Here is an 18368-nt window from a genome sequence, read left to right on the forward strand (position 1 = left end):
TCAGGCGTAGCGCTTGTTGCGCAGGTTGTTCTTCATTTCCTTGAGCATGGGCTGCAGGCGGTTGCCGCCGATGCGCAAGGCCACGCAGGTGGCCAGGATGTCCACGATCATCAGGTGCATCAAACGCGAGACCATGGGGCTGTAGCGGTCGTAGCCCTCGGGATGGTCGGCCGCGAGGTGGATGTGGCCGGCCATGGCCAGCGGCGAGCCGCTGGTGGTGATGATGATGGTGGTGGCGCCATTCTTGCGCGCGATGTCGCTGGCATCCATCAGGTCGCGGGTGCGGCCCGAATTGGAGATGACCACCATGCAGTCCCCCGGGCCCATCAGAGACGCGCTCATGACCTGCATGTGGCCATCGCTGTAGGCCACGGTGTTCACGCCCAGCCGGAAGAACTTGTGCTGCGCGTCCAGCGCCACGATGCCCGAATTGCCCGCGCCGATGAACTCGATGCGCTTGCCGGTCTTGTAGGTGGCGGCCAGCGCGGCCGCGGCCTTGTCGATCGCCGCCGTGCTGGCGTTGTTGCGGTACTTGAGAAAGGCCGACACCGTGTTGTCGATCACCTTGACCACCACGTCGCTGGTCTTGTCGTCCACGTCCACGCTGCGGTGGATGAAGGGCACACCTTCGCTGACGGTGCCGGCCAGCTTGAGCTTGAAGTCGGACAGGCCGTCGTAGCCCATGCTGCGGCAAAACCGCACCACGGTGGGTTTGCTCACATGCGAGCGGTCGGCCAGTTCGCTGACGGGCAGGTTGGCAAAGGCGCGTGGATCGGCCAGGACAAGCTGGCCCACGCGCTGTTCGGCCGGAGCCAGCGAGGGAAGCGAAGCGCGGATGCGGTCGAGCATGAGGTCTCCAGTGAGGCGTCTGGTGCCTGCGCACTGTGAACAGGCACCGGGTCAGACGCGCATGGTTACATGAAATGAAGAGAAAGCGTAATTTTATTTCACTCATAATTCAAGCCCATGAACCAACTCGATGCGCTGCGCCAGTTCACCACCGTGGTGGCCGATACGGGCGATTTCCACCAGCTGGCGGCGGTCAAACCGCAGGACGCGACGACCAACCCTTCGCTCATTCTCAAGGCGGTGCAGAAGCCCGACTACCAGCCCTTGCTGCAGCAGGCCGTGGACCAGTTCCGCGGCCGTGCGCTGGATGAAATCATCGACCGCTTGCTGGTGCGCTTCGGGTGCGAGATCCTTGCGCTCATCCCGGGGCGGGTTTCGACCGAGGTCGACGCCCGCCTGAGCTTCGATACGCAGGCCACGGTGGCGCGCGCCGAACGCATCATCGAGCTGTACCAGGCCGAGGGCATCCATATCGACCGCGTGTTGATCAAGATCGCCGCCACCTGGGAGGGCATCCAGGCGGCCGCGTTGCTGGAGAAGCGTGGCATCCATACCAATCTCACGCTTTTGTTTTCGTTTTGCCAGGCCGTGGCCTGCGGACAGGCGCAGGTGCAGCTGATCTCGCCCTTCGTGGGCCGGATCTATGACTGGTACAAGAAGGCCGCCGGCACGACCTGGGACGAGGTGGCCAACAGCGGCGCAAACGACCCGGGTGTGAAGTCCGTCCACGCGATCTACAAGTACTACAAGTGCCATGGCATCAGCACCGAGGTCATGGGGGCAAGTTTTCGCAACGTGGGCCAGATCGTGGCGCTCGCGGGCTGTGACCTGCTGACCATTTCGCCCGAGCTGCTGGCGCAGCTGGCGGGCAGCGACGCACCGGTCAGGCGGGCCCTGGCTCCCGAAGCGGCACGCACACTGGACCTGCCGGCCGTGCAGTATGACGAGGTGGGCTTCCGTTATGCACTCAACGAAGACGCCATGGCCACCGAAAAACTGGCCGAAGGCATACGTGCCTTTGCCGCCGACACGGTGAAGCTTGAGCAACTGGTGCGCGCTGCCTGATGACACGCACCCGATGTGACCGTACGCCGGCGTGGTCGGCCTTGCGTACCTTGTACGAGGCCGAGGGCCGGTCTCTGGATCTGCGACAGGCCTTCGCCACGGATCCGGGCCGCTTCGAGGGCCTGAGCCTGCAGGCGCCCCATGTGTTTGCCGATCTCTCCAAGAACCTGATCACCACCGCGATCCAGGCCCAGCTGACCGAACTGGCACGCCAGTGCGGCATGTCGCAGCACCGTGATGCCATGTTTCGCGGCGAGCCTGTGAACAGCACGGAGGGCCGGGCAGCCATGCACTTCCTGCTGCGCCACCCCGGCGGAGCCGCAGCCCCTCAACTGACGCCATACGTTCAGGGCGAGCTGCACGAAGTACATGATGTGCTGAATACCATGCTGACCTACGTTCAGGCTGTGCGTGAGGATGCTGCTATCACCGATGTGGTGAACATCGGCATCGGGGGCTCCGACCTGGGACCCCAGATGGCGGTGCTGGCGCTGGACGAGTTTGTCGATCATGGCAAGCGCTACCACTTTGTTTCCAGCGTCGACGGGCACGAACTCAGCAGCGTGTTACGCCAGGTGAGGCCTGAGAGCACCTTGTTCCTGGTGGCGTCCAAGTCGTTTACGACACTGGAGACCATGACCAATGCCCGCTCCGCCAAGGCCTGGTTCGAAGCGCAGGGCGGGCGTGATGTGGCGCGTCACTTCTGTGCGCTGACCAGCAATGTGCAGGCGGCGGCCGAGTTCGGCATCAGCACCACGTTCGGTTTCTGGGACTGGGTGGGGGGGCGCTATTCCATGTGGTCGGCCATCGGTTTGCCGATTGCCATTGCCATTGGCGCGCAGCGCTTCCGCGAACTGCTGGCCGGGGCGCATGCCATGGACGAGCATTTCCGTACCGCGTCCCTGGAGCGCAACCTGCCGGTGCAGCTGGCCTTGCTCGACCTCTGGTATCGCAATTTCCACGGCTTCGGCAGCCGTAGCGTGGCGCCTTATCACAGCGGCTTGCGTCGCATGCAGGCCTACCTGCAGCAGCTGGAGATGGAAAGCAATGGCAAGCGTGTCGATGAGGCCGGGCAGGCCCTGCCCTACGCCACGTCCCCCGTGATCTGGGGCGAGCCGGCGGCCAACGGCCAGCACGCCTATTTCCAGATGCTGCACCAGGGCAGCGACGTGATCCCGGTCGAGTTCATTGCGGTCAGGAAGGTGGCGCATGACCTGCCCGCGCATCACCACAAGCTGCTGGCCAATGGCCTGGCCCAGGCCCAGGCGCTGATGCTGGGGCAGGACGACATGGGTGGTCACCGTCACATGCCGGGCAACCGGCCCAGTACCTTCCTGGTCCTGGACGAGCTGACACCGGCCAGCCTGGGCGCGCTCATCGCGCTGTACGAACACCGCGTCTTCGTGGCGGGGTCGCTCTGGGGCATCAACAGTTTCGACCAGTGGGGCGTGGAGCTTGGCAAGGTGCTGGCCAAGGCCATCGAGCCGCGCCTGGAAAGCGGCGACACCACAGGCCTGGACGCATCAACGGCCGGCCTGCTCCGACGCTTGCGCAGCTAGAAAACAGGCGCCCAGGAAAAAACCCGCAGCGTGCTAGCACTGCGGGTTTTTTCTTTGTGTCGAGTAACGTAACGCTACTCGACGCAGCGTGAGGCTTCAGGCCTAGGCGCAAGGGCGCAGACAGTACCTTAGGGTACGGCCAGCCCTTGCAACAACGGCATGGAGCCTCAGGCAAGGAGCAATTACATGCCCATGTCGCCCATGCCGCCCATACCACCCATGCCGCCAGGCATGCCACCGCCGGCCGCGCCTTCGTCCTTCGGGGACTCGGACACCATGCACTCGGTGGTCAGCATCAGCGAAGCGACCGATGCAGCGTTCTGCAGGGCGGTGCGGGTCACCTTGGTCGGGTCCAGGATACCCATTTCGATCATGTCGCCGTAGGTGTCGTTGGCGGCGTTGAAGCCGTAGTTGCCCTTGCCATTCAGCACGGCGTTGACGACCACGCTGGGCTCGCCGCCGGCGTTGTAGACGATCTCGCGCAGAGGGGCTTCGATGGCCTTGAGCACCAGCTTGATGCCGGCGTCCTGGTCGGCGTTGTCACCCTTGATGGTGCCAGCAGCCTGACGGGCGCGCAGCAGGGCCACGCCACCACCGGCCACGATGCCTTCTTCCACGGCAGCGCGGGTGGCGTGCAGGGCGTCTTCCACGCGGGCCTTCTTTTCCTTCATCTCGACTTCGGTGGCCGCGCCAACCTTGATCACGGCCACACCGCCGGCCAGCTTGGCCACGCGTTCTTGCAGCTTTTCGCGGTCGTAGTCGCTGGTGGCTTCTTCGATCTGCACGCGCACTTGCTTGACGCGGGCTTCGATGTCCGCAGCAGCGCCGTTGCCGTCGATGATGATGGTGTTTTCCTTGCCCACTTCGATGCGCTTGGCCTGGCCCAGATCGGCCAGGGTCACCTTCTCGAGCGTCAGGCCCACTTCTTCAGCAATGACCTTGCCGCCGGTCAGGATGGCGATGTCTTCCAGCATGGCCTTGCGACGGTCGCCAAAGCCCGGCGCCTTGACAGCCACAACCTTCAGAATGCCGCGGATGGTGTTGACCACCAGAGTCGCCAGGGCTTCGCCTTCGACGTCTTCGGCAATGATCAGCAGCGGACGGCCAGCCTTGGCGACTTGCTCCAGCGTGGGCAGCAGGTCACGGATGTTGGACACCTTCTTGTCGTACAGCAGCACGAAGGGGTTGTCCAGCAGGGCAGCCTGCTTCTCGGGGTTGTTGATGAAGTAGGGCGACAGGTAACCACGGTCGAACTGCATGCCTTCAACGACGTCGAGTTCGTTCTGCAGGCTCTTGCCGTCTTCCACGGTGATCACGCCTTCCTTGCCGACCTTGTCCATGGCATTGGCGATGATCTCGCCGATGCTGGTGTCGCTGTTGGCGGAAATGGAGCCGACCTGGGCGATTTCCTTGGAGGTGGTGGTGGGCTTGGAGGCCTTCTTCAGCTGTTCGATCAGGGCCGTCACGGCTTTGTCGATGCCGCGCTTCAGGTCCATCGGGTTCATGCCGGCGGCCACGTACTTCATGCCTTCGCGCACGATGGCCTGGGCCAGCACGGTGGCGGTGGTGGTGCCGTCACCGGCGTTGTCAGACGTCTTGGAAGCAACTTCCTTGACCATCTGCGCGCCCATGTTCTGCAGCTTGTCCTTGAGTTCGATTTCCTTGGCCACGGACACGCCGTCCTTGGTCACGGTGGGGGCGCCGAAGGAGCGCTCGAGCACCACGTTGCGGCCCTTGGGGCCCAGGGTTACCTTGACGGCGTTGGCCAGGATGTTCACACCCTCGACCATGCGGGCGCGGGCTTCACCGCCGAAAATTACGTCTTTAGCTGCCATTTGAAATCTCCGAATTCAGTTCAATAAGGGTAAGGAGCCGAGATTTACTTCTCGACCACGGCAAACAGGTCTTCTTCTTTCATGACCAAGAGTTCGTCGCCGCCAACCTTGACGGTCTGGCCGCTGTACTTGCCGAACAGCACGCGGTCGCCGACCTTGATGTTCATGGCGACGATCTCGCCCTTGTCGTTCTTGCGACCGGGGCCCACAGCCAGGACTTCACCCTGGTCGGGCTTCTCGGCGGCGCTGTCGGGGATGACGATGCCGGAGGCAGTCTTGGTTTCGTTTTCAACGCGCTTGACAATCACGCGATCGGCCAGAGGACGCAGTTTCATCAGGGCTCTCCTAGAGTTTGAAACAGTGGGTTGGAATATTTGAGTACCGAAGTTGGCGCTCATTAACTTGACATTGAATCCGAAGTGTTAGCACTCGAATCCAGTGAGTGCCAATGATAAGGCAATTTCGGATCTTTTCAAGACCGGGGTCGGACCGGGGTGCGCGTTGCGCGCAGGAAACAGGTGAGAGGGAATTGTTCACACCGATCTGAGCTGTCGGCCTTGGCTGAACGGGGTGTACCGGGGCCTGACCCATAATCAAACGATGCTCCGGCAACAACGCGAGATCTTCGTCGGCTTCCTTCTTCTCTGTGTCCTTGTGCTCGGATTGATGGGCACCCAGGCCTTGCGACGGGCGGACCAGGCGCTTTACGACGAACAGTCACGCTGGCTGCGTGCGCTGGCGCCAGGGGCCTTGCCACAGGATGTGGTGGTGATCGGCCTGGACGAGCTGGCCTACGAGTCCTTCCCCGAACCCTATGCTCTGTGGCATCGCTATCTGGGGGAGCTCTTCACCGGCTTGGCCGCTGCCCGCCCCGCGGTTGTGGGGGTCGCGGCGCCGCTGCCGGTCCGTTCCTACGATTTCCTGATCAAGGGGGTCGATGCCCCCTTGCTGGAAGGCGTGCGCAAGCTGCGGGCCACGACGCCCCTGGTGCTGGGCCAGCCCATGGGTCTGGAGCGGCATCTGCGCCCCATCGCCCCCGAATTGCTGCAGGCCGCCGGTGACCAGGCCTTGAGTTCGCTGGTCTTGTGCGAAGACCGCGATGGCATCGTGCGCCGCATCAACCAGCGCCGTTGTATTGATGAGGACCGCAACCCCTCGCTGGCCGATCTGATGGCCAAGGTGATGGGGCGTGAAAGCTCGGCCCGCGGCCTGATCGACTACACGGTCGGGGGACCGATCGAATACACCTCGCTGCAGACGGTGCTCGGCTGGCTGCGCCAGGGGCAGGCGGCAGAACTGGAAAAGCTGGTCCGGGGGCGGGTCGTGGTGGTGGCCAGTCTGCTGCCCAGTGAAACCCGTTATCGGTTGCCGGTCCCGCTGGCCGCCTGGGATCCAGAAAATCGCAGTGGCCCGGCCGCCCTGGTGCATGTACAGGCCCTGCGTTCACTGCTGGGGCGTGGTTGGGTCGATCCGGTGGAGACGATGCTGTCCTGGCCCTTGGCACTGGCCATGGCCTTGCTCTGGTTCGGTCGCAATGGCTGGACCAAGACCCTGGCCCTGCTGGCTGTGGGCGTGGTGGTCACGGGAATTTCTGTGGTGGGCTTGTGGCGTGGCTGGTACCTGCCCCTGGGCAGCCTGTTGGGCGCCGCACTGCTCGCTTTCCTGGCGCGCCTGGCCTGGGAGTCCGCCCGGCATTACCGCGAAAAGCAGCTGCTGCGCACGGCCTTTGCCGGCCATGTCAGTCCGCAGGTGATGCGCGCCATTCTGCGCGGTAATCTGCAGCCCGAGACCACCGGCCAGCGTTGCCGGGTGACCATCCTTTTTGCCGATATCCGCGGGTTCACGGCGCGCAGCGAGCAGAGCTCGCCGGAGAATCTGATCGAGCTGCTCAACGCGTACTACGCAGAAATGGGCGCGGCCATCCATGGACGTGGTGGCGCCATCGATAAATTCATCGGTGATGGACTCATGGCCACATTCGGTGTGCCGCAGCCACTGGACGCGCCCGAGCGCAATGCGCTGGAGGCCGCCCAGGACATGCTGGTGCGCCTGAGCCGGCTCAACGGGGAACTGAAGACTCAGGGCCATGCGCCTCTGGAGATCGGTATCGGCATCCATGTGGGTGAAGTGGTGGCGGGTTACGTCGGGACGCGGCGGCGGCGCGATTTCACGGTCATCGGTGACCCGGTCAACACGGCCTCACAGCTGGAGTACATGAGCAAGACGCTGGGCTACCCCGTGATCTGTTCGCACGAGGTGGCCCTGGCTGTGGGCCAGACCGGTGGCCTGGTCGACCTGGGCGCACAGGCCATCAAGGGGCACTCGGACGTGCATGTCTGGGGCTGGAATCCGTCCCTGAGCCAGCGTGTGGAGGCGGAGGCTACCGCATGAATGCGCTGGTGACTGGCCGCCTGTACGGCTATGCCCTCATGACCTGGCTGGCACTGACCCGCTGGTCGCGGTTGGGCGAACCGCAACTGCGCTACCAGCTCTACCGGCAGGTCCATGCAACGGGAATCGCCGCCTTGCCGGTGACGGGCGCGCTGGCCGCGCTCACGGGGGCGGCGGCCGTGACCCAGCTCACAGCCTTGGCCGGGCAGAACAGCGATCTCGCACAGTCCTGGCTGTTCTACGGCCTGTTCTTTGAACTGGCGCCGCTCCTGTCGGGGCTGGTGCTGGTGGCGCGCAGCAGCGCAGCCATGGCCTCGGAGCTGGCGGTCATGAACCAGCACGACGAATACCAGGCGTTGCGGCGCATGGGCATACCACCGGCCGACTATCTGCTGCTGCCCCGCATCCTGGGGCTGGCGCTGGGGCTGCCCGTTGTCACCATCTTCTTCCAGATCGTGGCCGTGGTCAGCGGCTGGCTGGCCGTGTCCCTGCTGCAGGGGCTGCCCCTGGCGCAGGTGGCCGGGCACTTCCTGGAACTGGCCGATCCCTGGCTGACGCTGCTCAGTCTGCTCAAGAGCGCGGTCATGGGCTTGTTGATCGGCGTGATCGCCTGCCACCATGGCAGCAGCGCCGGACGTTCCTCGCGCGATCTGTCGGGTATTTCGATCCATGCCGTGGGCAATGGCATGGTGGCCGTGTTCCTGGTGGACGTGATGGTGGCCCTGCTGGTGTACTGGATCAAACGATGAGCAGGGTGTGGATGTCCTGGATCAAAGGCCGGCAAGCTGCCGTCGTCTCCCTGGTGCGGCGGCTCGGCGCACGTGCCTACCTTGCCTTCGCCCTGGTGTTCACCACGCTCATCGTGGCCGACCTGGGCCTGCTCAATATGGTGGCGGCTGCCGACACCAAGCTCTTCGATACGCTGATCTCGCACCGCCTGCTCGTGCCCAAGCCTGATGCGGACATCGTCATCCTGGATATCGACGAGGCCAGCCTGGCCGGCATGGCCAAAGAGCAGGGTCGCTGGCCCTGGCCGAATCGCGTCCTGGGGGAGATGGTTCGGGGGCTGGAAGCGCAGCAGCCGCGCGCCATCGTCTTCGACATCCTGTTCTCCGATCCGGACGTGCAGCGGCCCGAGAGCGACGCGGCCTTCAACGCCGACATCGCCCGTTCGACCACGACCTTCTTCCCCATGCTGCGGCTGGACCCGCAGAATGATCGACTGAGCCGCATCCCGGTGGGGGCGCTCCCGGGAGCCCGGGCCTTGCAGCCGGGCGCAGATGCGAACACACCGATCGCCATCATCCTGCCCAAGGTGCCGGCGGCACTGGACAACGGGCGCCTGGGCACGCACCAGGTGACACCCGATGCGGACGGCATCATCCGCCGCTACCCGACCTGGATCGAGCATGCGGGCTGGCGCATTCCCTCGATGCCGCAGCGCATTGCCGAGGAGTTCGGTTACCCCGGGGCTGATCAGCCCGAAACGCTGCTGAACTGGCGTGGCAAGCCCTTCACCTACCAGTACGTCTCGTTTGTCGACGCCTACCGCGATCTGAAGGCTGGGAAGAAGCAACGGCCGGCTGACGAGTTCAAGGGCAAGATCGTCATCATCGGCTCCACGGCGCCCAGCCTGTTCGACATCAAGGGCACGCCGATGGCGCACATCCATCCGGGTGTGGAGATCATGGCCACGGCCATCGACAACTTCAAGAACGGGGACTACCTGCGCGAGCGGCCCAAGTGGGTGATGAAGCTCGCGGCCCTGCTGCTGATCTGGGGCATGGCCATCGCCCTCTACCGCCAGACCCGCATCGAAGTGTTCGATACGGTTTTCGGCGCCCTGCAGGGCGGGCTGGTGGTGCTGGCTTTCGCCGTCGTCAATCTGACGGACTGGTACCTCGATGCGTCGGCGCCGTTGTCACTGGGGCTTTCATACTTCGCGCTCTCGCGTGTCTACTACGGTGTGTCGAAGAAGTGGCTGGCCAACAGCCGCGTGCAGGACATGGAGCGCCAGGCCCAGGGCCAGCGCCTGCTGGCGGTGCTGGCCTTGCGCCTGGAGGGCGCCACGGCGTCGCAGCGCCGCCGCCTCAAGGGGGACCTGGACCATCTGGTGGCGCGTTCGCGGCACGAAGCGGGACGCATCGTCGACCTGATCGAGGACCCGGGTTTCGTGCAGAAGGTTTTTTCGGACGTGATGCTGGTCTACTGGCTGCTCGAGGACCCTGCTGACAACTGGCAGGAAGATGCCGTGATGATCGAGCAAGGCCTGATGCATACGCGCGCTCAGGATGTGGCCGGAGGCCACTTGCGTTTCGCGCGCCGGCATGCGCTGATTCGTTGGGAAACGACAGACGGATGGACAGCTTCTGCCTTTACCACTATTCTGGCTGCGATGAACGACACCGTCAGCGTGGCCGCTTCACTTCCCACTGATCAGGAAAACCACCGATGAAATTCGCGAAGCAATTTGCCTGGGGGCTGGCTGCAGTGGCCATGGCCTCGATCACTACACTGGGTCACGCCGCTGATCCGGCCGCCGACAAGAAGGCCGTGGCCAAGCCGCTCGGCGGCGCTGCGCTGCTGCAGCTTGACGATGGACGCAGCGGCAAGGGCAACCTGATCGCCACCACCGGCATCCGCGGTTTCAGCAAGCCGCCGGCGGTGGCCGCGCACGCGCTGATCATGACCATCGGCGACTACCAGGGCAACATTCCCAAACTCAAGGGCGTGCCTTTTGACACCGCGACGGCCACGGAGATTGCGCGGCGCATGGGTGTGCCGCAGGCCAATATCCGTGCGCTGAGCGACGGGCAGCTCACGCTCGAAGGGATGCGCAAGGCCTTCGATGAGCTCGAAAGCAAACTGGGCGGCGACGACCAGGTGTTCATCTACTACTCGGGCCACGGCGGACGCCAGCTGGTGCAGGAGGAGGGCGTCGAGCGCTGCGCTGAATCCCTGATCACCGTCGAGGGGCAGCCCTTCACTGATGCCGAGATGGAAGACCGGCTCAAGCGCCTGTCGGCCAAGTCGCAGAAAACCATTGTTTTCCTCGATGCCTGTCATTCCGGCGGCGTGACCACACGCTCGGTCGGCAACGCGCCGTTCGCCCCCAAGTCCTATACCGCCGGGCAGAGTTGCGTCAAACCCACCAATATGCTGACACGCAGCATCAACGCGCCCAAGCCTGCGGGCAGTGGTGGCGCCAACTTCGTGCACATTGCCGCGGCCCGCGACAGCGAGGTCTCGCTGGACCAGCCCGGTCGCGGTGGCGTGGCCTCCCAGGCCTGGCTGGCCTGCCTGGCTGGCGCCGCAAAGGACACGGATGGCAGCGGTGGCCTGTCGGCCGGCGAGATCCAGGCTTGCGCGCAGGACCGCATCAACGACAAGCTCAAGAATGTGCAGGGTTTCCTGCCGCACCATGTGTCGGTGAACGGCAACCCCTCGATGGTGCTCAGTTATGCCGCCAAGGACACCGGGGTGGCCGCGCCGGCACCTGCGCCTGCTGCGATGCCGGTGCCGCTGGCCAACGTCGGGGCGGTGGCGCCTGCCCCGGTCGCTGCGCCCGTTCCCGCTCCAGCGGCCCCGGTGGCCAAGCCCTCGACGCTGGCCGCGTTGCAGGACATCTACAACAGTCGTGACGACCGTCGCCTCGTGACGCTGACAGCGGCCAAGCCGGCCCTGAAGATCGGTGTCGACACCGTCGATTTCACGCTGACCTCGCGCGAGGGGGGTTACGTCTACCTGGTCATGGTGGGCTCCGACGGCGAGACCTTCGACCTGCTGTTCCCCAACCAGATCGATCGCAACAACATGATCGAGCCAGGCGGCACCATGCGCCTGCCGCGCCCGGCCTGGCAGCTGTCTGCCGAGGGCCCGCCCGGCAAGAACACCCTGCTGGCCATCGTGACCGACAACCCGCGTGATTTCAGTTCGGCCGGGCTCAAGCCCGCAGGACCGTTCTCGGTGGTGGACGCGGTGGCAGCGAAAGACATCCAGCTGGTCACCGTGGGGGCCGCCCGGCCGGCCGATGCGGAATGCGCCAACCCGGCCAGCACGCGTAATTTGTCGATCAAGAAGCGCTGTTCCACCGGCTATGCTGCCGCCCTGCTGACCATCGAAGAGGTGCGCTGACCGTGCGCTGGGAGGCCATACGCGAGCAGCGTCAGCTGCGCCTGTGCCATGAGGGCGAGGCCGTGCTGAGCCTGCCGCTGGATCAGGGCGGGCGTTACCGTCTGGTGGCGCCAGATGTTCCCGGCATCGATGCCGTCCTCGCCGCGCTGGAGTCCGTGCCCGGCTTGGCGGTGTTGCCGGCGGACGGCGGTCTGCTCGGGGCCATGACGGTGTCGGCCAATCTGTCGCTGGCGCTGAGCTACGGCGTGGAGGTGGATGCCCAGGCCCGACGCGACTGGGACCACACACTGCGGCTTGCGTTCAAGCTCTGCGGCATCAGTGAAGAGCGACAGCGCACCCTGGCCCGTGCGCAGCCCATGCGCATGGAGCGCCAGGAGCGCTGGCTGGCCGGTTTCATGCTCCAGCTGATGCGCCCGCCCGAGCTGCTGGTCTTCGACCGCGCCTTTGCCGGTCTCTCGCGGCGCCAAGCCGACACGGTGATGGCACTGGTGTCGGTCTATCACGAGTTCCATCCCTTCCGTCCCACGCTGTTCGTCGATCTCGACGCGCACGGCCTGCCGGAGTTGCCGCAGTGCCGCGGTACGGTAGAACTGGGGGCGGAGTCCCACGAGGTCCAGACATGTCCATGCTGATTGAACAGGACAGCGAAGTCGCCCTGTTGCACCGGGGGACGCGGCGTTTCCTGCTGACCGGCCTGCTGGTCACGCTGCTCATCATCGCGGCCATCTTCGTGCGCCAGGGACTGCTGCGCCAGACGGCCGTGCTCAACTTCGTGACCGAATCGGCCCAGGACATCAACAAGGGCCAGGCGGTCAAGATTGCCGGCTTCAAGGTCGGCGCGGTGGACACCGTGATACTACGGCCCGACGGGCAGGTGGAGGTGGAGCTGGAGATCGATGCCGATTCGATGCGTTTCGTCACGCGTGATGCCGTGATCGAACTGCGCAAGGAAGGCCTGGTCGGCTCAGCCGTGCTGGAAATCATGCCGGGGGCGGACCGCACGCGGCTGGCCGCCAATGGCGCCAAGCTGGCCTTCACGCGCGCCGACGGTCTGACCGCCATGGCCAACAGCCTGCGCGACAAGATCCTGCCCATCCTGGGTGACATCAAGGTCATCACCGGCACGCTGGCCGACTCGCGCCAGGGTCTGCCCGCCACCCTGGGTCAGGTGCGTGAGGCCACGGCCTCGCTCAACACCCTGCTCAAGACCGGCAACCAGCAACTCGGCGACGTGGGGCAGGCCGCCACACGCGCTGTGGTCAAGGCCGAAGCCGGCCTGGTGCAACTGGACAAGACGCTTTCCACCGTCAACAACCGCCTGCCGGGTCTACTGGACAAGGCGCAGGGCATCGTCGAGCACATCGAGAAGATCACCGCGGAGGCCGAGAGCACAGTGCCCCCGCTGCTGCAGGATGGCCGGGCGGTAGCGGGCGACGTGCGCGAGATCCTGACCGGGGCCAAGACGGCCTGGCCGATCAAGAATCTGGTGGACGCACCGGCTTCCTCCTCACTCAAGGCGGACAGCGATCCGCGTGCGGAGGGCAGCCGTGCACCGCGCTGAACCGTGGCACTACGCCGCGCTGCTGGCCGTTGCACTGTTGGCGGCTTGTGGTTCTTCCCCCAAGCCGCCGCCCGAGCCGAGGCTGCGTGTGCAGGCCCAGGAACTGGAGAGCAGCGGTGCGCGACGCTACGCACAAGGAGACTACAGCGCGGCCGCCAGGCATTTTGCCGAGGCGGCCCGGCTGCGCAGCAGTTTTGACGATGCCGCTGCCGCTTCGCGCAACCGGCTGCAGCAAGCCCAGGCCGAGCTGGCGCTGGGACAGACACAGCAGGCGCTGGACCATGCCAGCCAGGTCACGGAAGCCCCGCTGCAGGTGCAGGCCTTGCTCCTGCAGGTGCAGGCCTTGCTCGCGCTGGAGCGTGGCGAGGCGGCGCAGACCCGGTTGGCGCGTCTGACGGCATTGTGCGAGGCGCGTTGCGCCGAGCGTGGTCGGGTACAGCTGCTGCAGGCGCGCACGGCCTGGGCGCAAGGCCATGCCGCGCAGACGGCGACGCAGGCCGAAGCTGCCTTGCCGCTGCTGCGTGCGCAATCCGAGGAACGCGAAGTGGCCAATGCCTGGCGGCTGCTGGCCGCCGCGCGCTTGGCACAGGGTGAAGGCGCTGCCGCATTGCTGGCCGCACAGGCGGCGCTGGGCATCGACCGTCAGCTGGCGCTGCCGGAGAAGATCGCCCGCGACTGGCTGCTGATCGGCGACATCCAGCGCCGTGTGGCCGGTTCCGAAGCACGCATGGCCTACCAGCGCGCGCTTGCCGTGGCGCAAGCGGCCGGATTAAAAGAACTCGTCCAGCTTGCCGATCAGTCCATCAAGGAGACCTCACGATGAAAAAAAATGCCAGCCGCCTTCTGGTCGGTCTGCTCATGTGCTCACTGCTGATGCCTGCACACGCCCAGACGCCCTCTGCGGCACCCAGTGCGCCGGCCGCGCCTGACGCAGGCAACTCGGAAGAGGTGCAGCCCAAGTTTTTCATCTGGGGTCTGCTGCTGAACATCGCCGTGAAGTTCGCCATGTCGGCGTTCACAGAGTGGCGCCAGAACAAGCTGACCAATGATCTGTCGAATCCGATCAACTACAAGCAGTTGCTGTTCAATTCGGCCAGGTCCGGCTTTGTCTCGACCGTCGGTGGCGGCATCACCGGGCTCTTCGGTTTCAAGTCGGTGGGTGCCGAGGAAAACACCGTGGCCGATCTGCCGACCAAGCCCATACAGATCGAGAACGGTCAACCCAACTACCAGGGCGCGCACGTGGCCATCGTCGCTTTCGACAAGTCTGGCGCCGTCATGGGGCTGCGGCCTGTGACCGCGGGGTTCCGTAGCGGAGACCGCATCAAGATCAAGCTGCTGCCGACTTTCGACGCGCTGATGGTCATCGAGAACATCAACCCCCAGGGGGTGCGCAAGCAGATCTATCCGCCCAGTGCCAGTGAGGCGGTTGCGCTGAAGGCCGGTGTCGAGGTGCTGGCCCCTCTGGGGGCGGACCAGTTCTTCGAGTTTGCCGGTGTGACGGGCGACGAGCAGCTGGTTATCACCCTGCGCGATCCTCGTGCTTCAGGCGCCGCCGAGTCCAAGGCGGAAGTCAGCCGCAAGGATGAGAACAACGGTTCCAGCTTCGTGCAGGAAACGGTGCCGGGCACCTACCCTGTCATTGCACAGTCACTCAAGTTGCGGCACGAGCGCTGACCCCGCCGCCAGGGCTGTTCAAACGGGGACGCCGCGGATCTGGCTCGGCCAGTCCGCTGGCGTCGTCCCTCTGGGGGGAAGCCGCGCAGCGGCTCAGGGGGGGTACTTTTATCGCCCCGGATCCCCATACAGCGCATAAGGCGCCCAGAAGGCCGGATGCGCATAAGCCATCACCGCGCGCCCCTGCGCATCGGTGGCCACATCCTTATCGATCAGATCGAGCATCGCGCGGTTGAGCGCCTGCGCCCGGGTCAACTGCGGGTCCTTGGCATACCGCTCGAACAGATGCGTCACCAGCTCGCGGGCCGACACCGTCTCCACCGGCCAGTGCGTGGCCAGCACCGAGCGGGCCCCCGCGTAGAAGAAGCCCCGGCCCAGGCCCGAGACCGCCTCCGCCCCCGTACCGTCCGCTGCTGCCGTGTTACAGGCCGACAGCACCACCAGGTCCGCATCCAGAGACAGCTTGAGGATGTCCTCCAGCTTGAGCAGCCCGTCCGTGATCGTCTTGCCCGGTGCCGGCGAGAGCGCCAGCGCCGGCTGGTCCAGCCCCGGCAAATCTCCCGCTACCAGCCCGTGCGTCGCAAACGCTACGATGCGCCGCTGCTTCAGCTCACTGGCCAGCACATTCTGCCGCGTCGCCTGCGCCCCGAAGAAGGTATCGCGCCGCAAGTCCGCGGCCATCGCCGTGGCAATCGCCGTGATCTCCTCGCGTGTGTCCGGCAAGGCCGTCAGCGTCGGCGCTTCTGTGGCCGGCGGGGTTGCCACCGGTGCATCCGCACTCGTCTGGCTCTCATCCCAGGCTGCGGTGCGCTTGATCTTCAGGTTGCGGGTCCCTGAACCCACCCCCCGGGTACTGCCCCCATCGGTCTGGGCCCCGAAGTCCGGGTCCCCAAAGCCCACAAAGGGCGTACGCCGCCCCTGCGAGGCCGGCAGCGCGCGCAGCGTCACCAGCGCACTGACCGAAGGCAGGTAAGCCACCGCCACCTGGCGCGCCAGCCAGGGCACCTGGCGGTACTGCGACATGGGCAGGCCCGGCGCGGCCTGGCCGCTGGGCGCTCCCGTGGGCAGCAGCGAGAAGGGAATCTGCCCCAGGGACTCATTGGCCACCACCAGCAGGGTATCGGCCTGGGCCCAGGCCGAGGCCACCGGGGCCAGCAGCTCCTGGTACAGGGCCGAGCCCGCCTCCAGATCGAAACGCAGCCGGTCTGGCGAGATGCCCATGGTCAGGTCCACCGAATCGCGCAGGCGTTTGACCTGGGCGGCCACCCAATCGGGCTTCTGCGGGCTGAAGTGGAACTGCAAATCCCCCTGGGGCCCCGTGGCCCAGACATAACTGCCCCCGGGGGTCACGTAGATGGAGAGCAGGGCCTCTTGGGGCTTGAGGGCGCGGCGGGCCGTGGCCAGGTCGGCCGGGCGGGGGTTGACCAGCTCGTCGTACTGGGGGAACTGGCGGCGGATGCCGCTGAGGTCACGCTGTTGCTGCTTCTGCAGATCCGCGATGCGTTGCTCCATCGCCTTGATGACCGCAGGCAGCTGATTCTCCGGCGGAGCCGAGCGCTGGGTGATCAGGTTCTTGTAGACCGCCTGCAGCTCGTCGTCGGCATCCTGCACCTGCTTGATCCTGGCGCCCAACTCCGGAGTGCCGGCGGCCGCGCGCAGGGCCGAGCCGGCCAGGGCCTTTTGCACGCTCTGCCAGCGCGCCACGTCGGCGATGCGGAAGGCTTCGGCCACGTCCTGCGGCGAGGGTGTGCCCTTGCTGCCCACCAGCACCGTGAGGTACTCGTTGAGGATGAGGCGCAGCCGGGTGGTGCGTGCAATGCTGGCGTTCTGTTTGCCCACGACCTTGTCGGGGTTGGTCAGCACCTGCAGGGCCTCGGCGAATTCCTTGCGGGCCTCGTCGACGCGCCCCAGGCGTTGCAGGGCCATGGCGCGGTAGGCGCGCGCCTCGGCGGTGTTGTAGTGGCCGGGACCAAAGTGCCGGGTGTGCGAGCGCAGCAGGTTGTCGCCATCGCGCAGCGCGTCGGCGATGCGGTTGGTCAGGATGTAGGCCCGGATCGACAGCAGCGAACCCTGGCCGAAACCCTCTTCCAGACGGCTGTCGTCCGCAACCTTGCTGCGGATGGCGTCGAACAAGACCGCCGCCTCCGGCGCGCGGTTGGCCGCGGTGAGCGTGTTGGCCAGGATGAGGCGGCCGTTGAGCCGGGCCGGGCTGGTCTCGGAAAAGCCGGCCTCCTGCAGGGCCCGATCGCCCCACTCGGCCAGCACCACCGATTCCGCGTAGCGGCCGCGATGGGAGAACAAGGCCGAAAGCGTCCACAGCGCGCGTCCGGTGATGAAGGAGTTGCGACCATTCAGGACCAGGGAGTTCTTGAGCACCTCGCGCAGCAGCAGCTCGGCTTCGTCCAGCCGCTCCTGCTGGATCAGGGTCTGGGCCAGGAAGATGCGGATGGAGTTGTTCCGCATCTGGATCCGATCCCGGGGGATGTCGAACTGGAGACGTGCGTTGCTGATGGCATTGAGTTCCAGCGTGCGCTCGCCCAGCCGGATCGCCGCCTGGTAGACACGCTCGGCGTCTTCCAGCTTGCCTTCCCTTGTCAGCACGAAGCCGCGCGCGTGCTCGATCAGGCTGGCCCAGTTCGGCAACCGCGGGGCAAGCACGGGATTGCGGCTGACCTCGCGGTACAGCGCATCGGCCTTGGCCAGCGTCAGCCGCGCGTTGTCCAGGTCACCCAGGTGGACGTAGTTGGTGATGACGTGGAAATACGTCGTGAGCAGCAGGGGGGGCAGGCGTTGCTGCTGTTCCAGCTCGGAGGTGAATGCCAGCATGGCGTCCTGGGAGGCCGCCACGCTCCTCGAAAACCACAGACTGCGGGCGTATTCGAAGCGCAGCCGCGCTTTGCCGCCCAGGGCCTGTTCGTACAGCTGGCTCTGCTGCGCATAGGACAAGGCTTTTTCCAGGTACTCGGTGCTCTTGTCCACCTCCTGGAGCTCCTCGGCCGCCAGCGCTTTCGCATGCCAGTGCCGGGCCAGATCCGCCGGCCCGGCGCCGGCAGGCGCAACTGCGTTCATCTCGGTCTGCAGCTGGCGCACGCGCTCCCGGTCGGGCTGGTAGCTGCGCAGCAACAGAACCAGGTCGGCAATCGTGGGCGGCGGCGGCCGGTTGCCATCGATCGTGGGCTGACCCTGCGCCGGCGCTGCCGCGACCGGTGATCCGTCGGGGCTGGGCTGCGCCCAGCTCGGGGTCAGGAGCAGGATCATCAGGAGGCTGGCGAGCAGGGGGTGTCGGATGGGCATGGC

Annotated in this window: 14 protein-coding genes; 10 read left to right on the forward strand and 4 right to left on the reverse strand. The window is 65.6% G+C overall.

What is annotated here, in order from left to right:
- A complete protein-coding gene (locus AC1RRP_RS07000; protein WP_493034556.1) occupies window positions 1–849 on the reverse strand; it encodes an SIS domain-containing protein in 849 nt (282 codons plus the stop codon).
- A 117-nt stretch (window positions 850–966) separates the two neighbouring features.
- On the opposite strand from AC1RRP_RS07000, the gene tal reads away from it, so the two are divergent.
- The gene (gene tal / locus AC1RRP_RS07005; protein WP_493034558.1) at window positions 967–1914 is read left to right on the forward strand and encodes a transaldolase; all 948 of its coding nucleotides are present in this window, start codon (window positions 967–969) and stop codon (window positions 1912–1914) included.
- Window positions 1914–3473, forward strand: a complete 1560-nt coding sequence (pgi, locus tag AC1RRP_RS07010) for a glucose-6-phosphate isomerase (protein WP_493034559.1) — start codon at window positions 1914–1916, stop codon at window positions 3471–3473. Before tal ends, pgi begins: the two co-directional genes overlap by 1 nt.
- 182 nt (window positions 3474–3655) lie before the next feature.
- Here the strand turns inward: pgi and groL are convergent, their stop codons facing one another.
- The gene (gene groL / locus AC1RRP_RS07015) at window positions 3656–5308 is read right to left on the reverse strand and encodes a chaperonin GroEL (RefSeq protein WP_493034561.1); all 1653 of its coding nucleotides are present in this window, start codon (window positions 5306–5308) and stop codon (window positions 3656–3658) included.
- Between the two features lie 44 nt (window positions 5309–5352).
- A complete protein-coding gene (locus AC1RRP_RS07020) occupies window positions 5353–5643 on the reverse strand; it encodes a co-chaperone GroES (RefSeq protein WP_493034563.1) in 291 nt (96 codons plus the stop codon).
- Window positions 5644–5908: 265 nt separating this feature from the next.
- Between AC1RRP_RS07020 and AC1RRP_RS07025 the strand changes: the two genes are divergently transcribed.
- Genes AC1RRP_RS07025 through AC1RRP_RS07060 form a run of 8 tightly spaced genes read left to right on the forward strand, consistent with a single transcriptional unit; the run spans window position 5909 to window position 15071 of the window.
- Window positions 5909–7699, forward strand: coding sequence for an adenylate/guanylate cyclase domain-containing protein (locus AC1RRP_RS07025; protein WP_493034565.1), 1791 nt, complete (start codon window positions 5909–5911; stop codon window positions 7697–7699).
- Window positions 7696–8448, forward strand: coding sequence for an ABC transporter permease (locus AC1RRP_RS07030; RefSeq protein ID WP_493034567.1), 753 nt, complete (start codon window positions 7696–7698; stop codon window positions 8446–8448). The genes AC1RRP_RS07025 and AC1RRP_RS07030 overlap by 4 nt, the downstream gene beginning before the upstream one ends.
- Window positions 8449–8459: 11 nt before the next feature.
- Window positions 8460–10154, forward strand: coding sequence for a CHASE2 domain-containing protein (locus tag AC1RRP_RS07035; protein WP_493034569.1), 1695 nt, complete (start codon window positions 8460–8462; stop codon window positions 10152–10154).
- On the forward strand, window positions 10151–11833 hold the full coding sequence (locus AC1RRP_RS07040; RefSeq protein ID WP_493034571.1) for a caspase family protein: 1683 nt from the start codon (window positions 10151–10153) through the stop codon (window positions 11831–11833). Before AC1RRP_RS07035 ends, AC1RRP_RS07040 begins: the two co-directional genes overlap by 4 nt.
- A gap of 2 nt (window positions 11834–11835) precedes the next feature.
- On the forward strand, window positions 11836–12465 hold the full coding sequence (locus AC1RRP_RS07045) for a hypothetical protein (RefSeq protein ID WP_493034573.1): 630 nt from the start codon (window positions 11836–11838) through the stop codon (window positions 12463–12465).
- Window positions 12453–13394 (forward strand): MlaD family protein, encoded by a 942-nt coding sequence (locus AC1RRP_RS07050; protein ID WP_493034575.1) that lies wholly within the window; start codon window positions 12453–12455, stop codon window positions 13392–13394. The genes AC1RRP_RS07045 and AC1RRP_RS07050 overlap by 13 nt, the downstream gene beginning before the upstream one ends.
- Window positions 13381–14217, forward strand: a complete 837-nt coding sequence (locus tag AC1RRP_RS07055; RefSeq protein WP_493034577.1) for a hypothetical protein — start codon at window positions 13381–13383, stop codon at window positions 14215–14217. Before AC1RRP_RS07050 ends, AC1RRP_RS07055 begins: the two co-directional genes overlap by 14 nt.
- A complete protein-coding gene (locus tag AC1RRP_RS07060) occupies window positions 14214–15071 on the forward strand; it encodes a hypothetical protein (protein WP_493034579.1) in 858 nt (285 codons plus the stop codon). Before AC1RRP_RS07055 ends, AC1RRP_RS07060 begins: the two co-directional genes overlap by 4 nt.
- A gap of 108 nt (window positions 15072–15179) precedes the next feature.
- On the opposite strand, the gene AC1RRP_RS07065 is transcribed toward AC1RRP_RS07060, so the two are convergent.
- Window positions 15180–18365, reverse strand: coding sequence for a CHAT domain-containing protein (locus AC1RRP_RS07065; RefSeq protein ID WP_493034581.1), 3186 nt, complete (start codon window positions 18363–18365; stop codon window positions 15180–15182).
- Between the last annotated feature and the right edge of the window lie 3 nt (window positions 18366–18368).

The organism is Hylemonella sp. GW821-FHT12C09, from assembly GCF_058807395.1.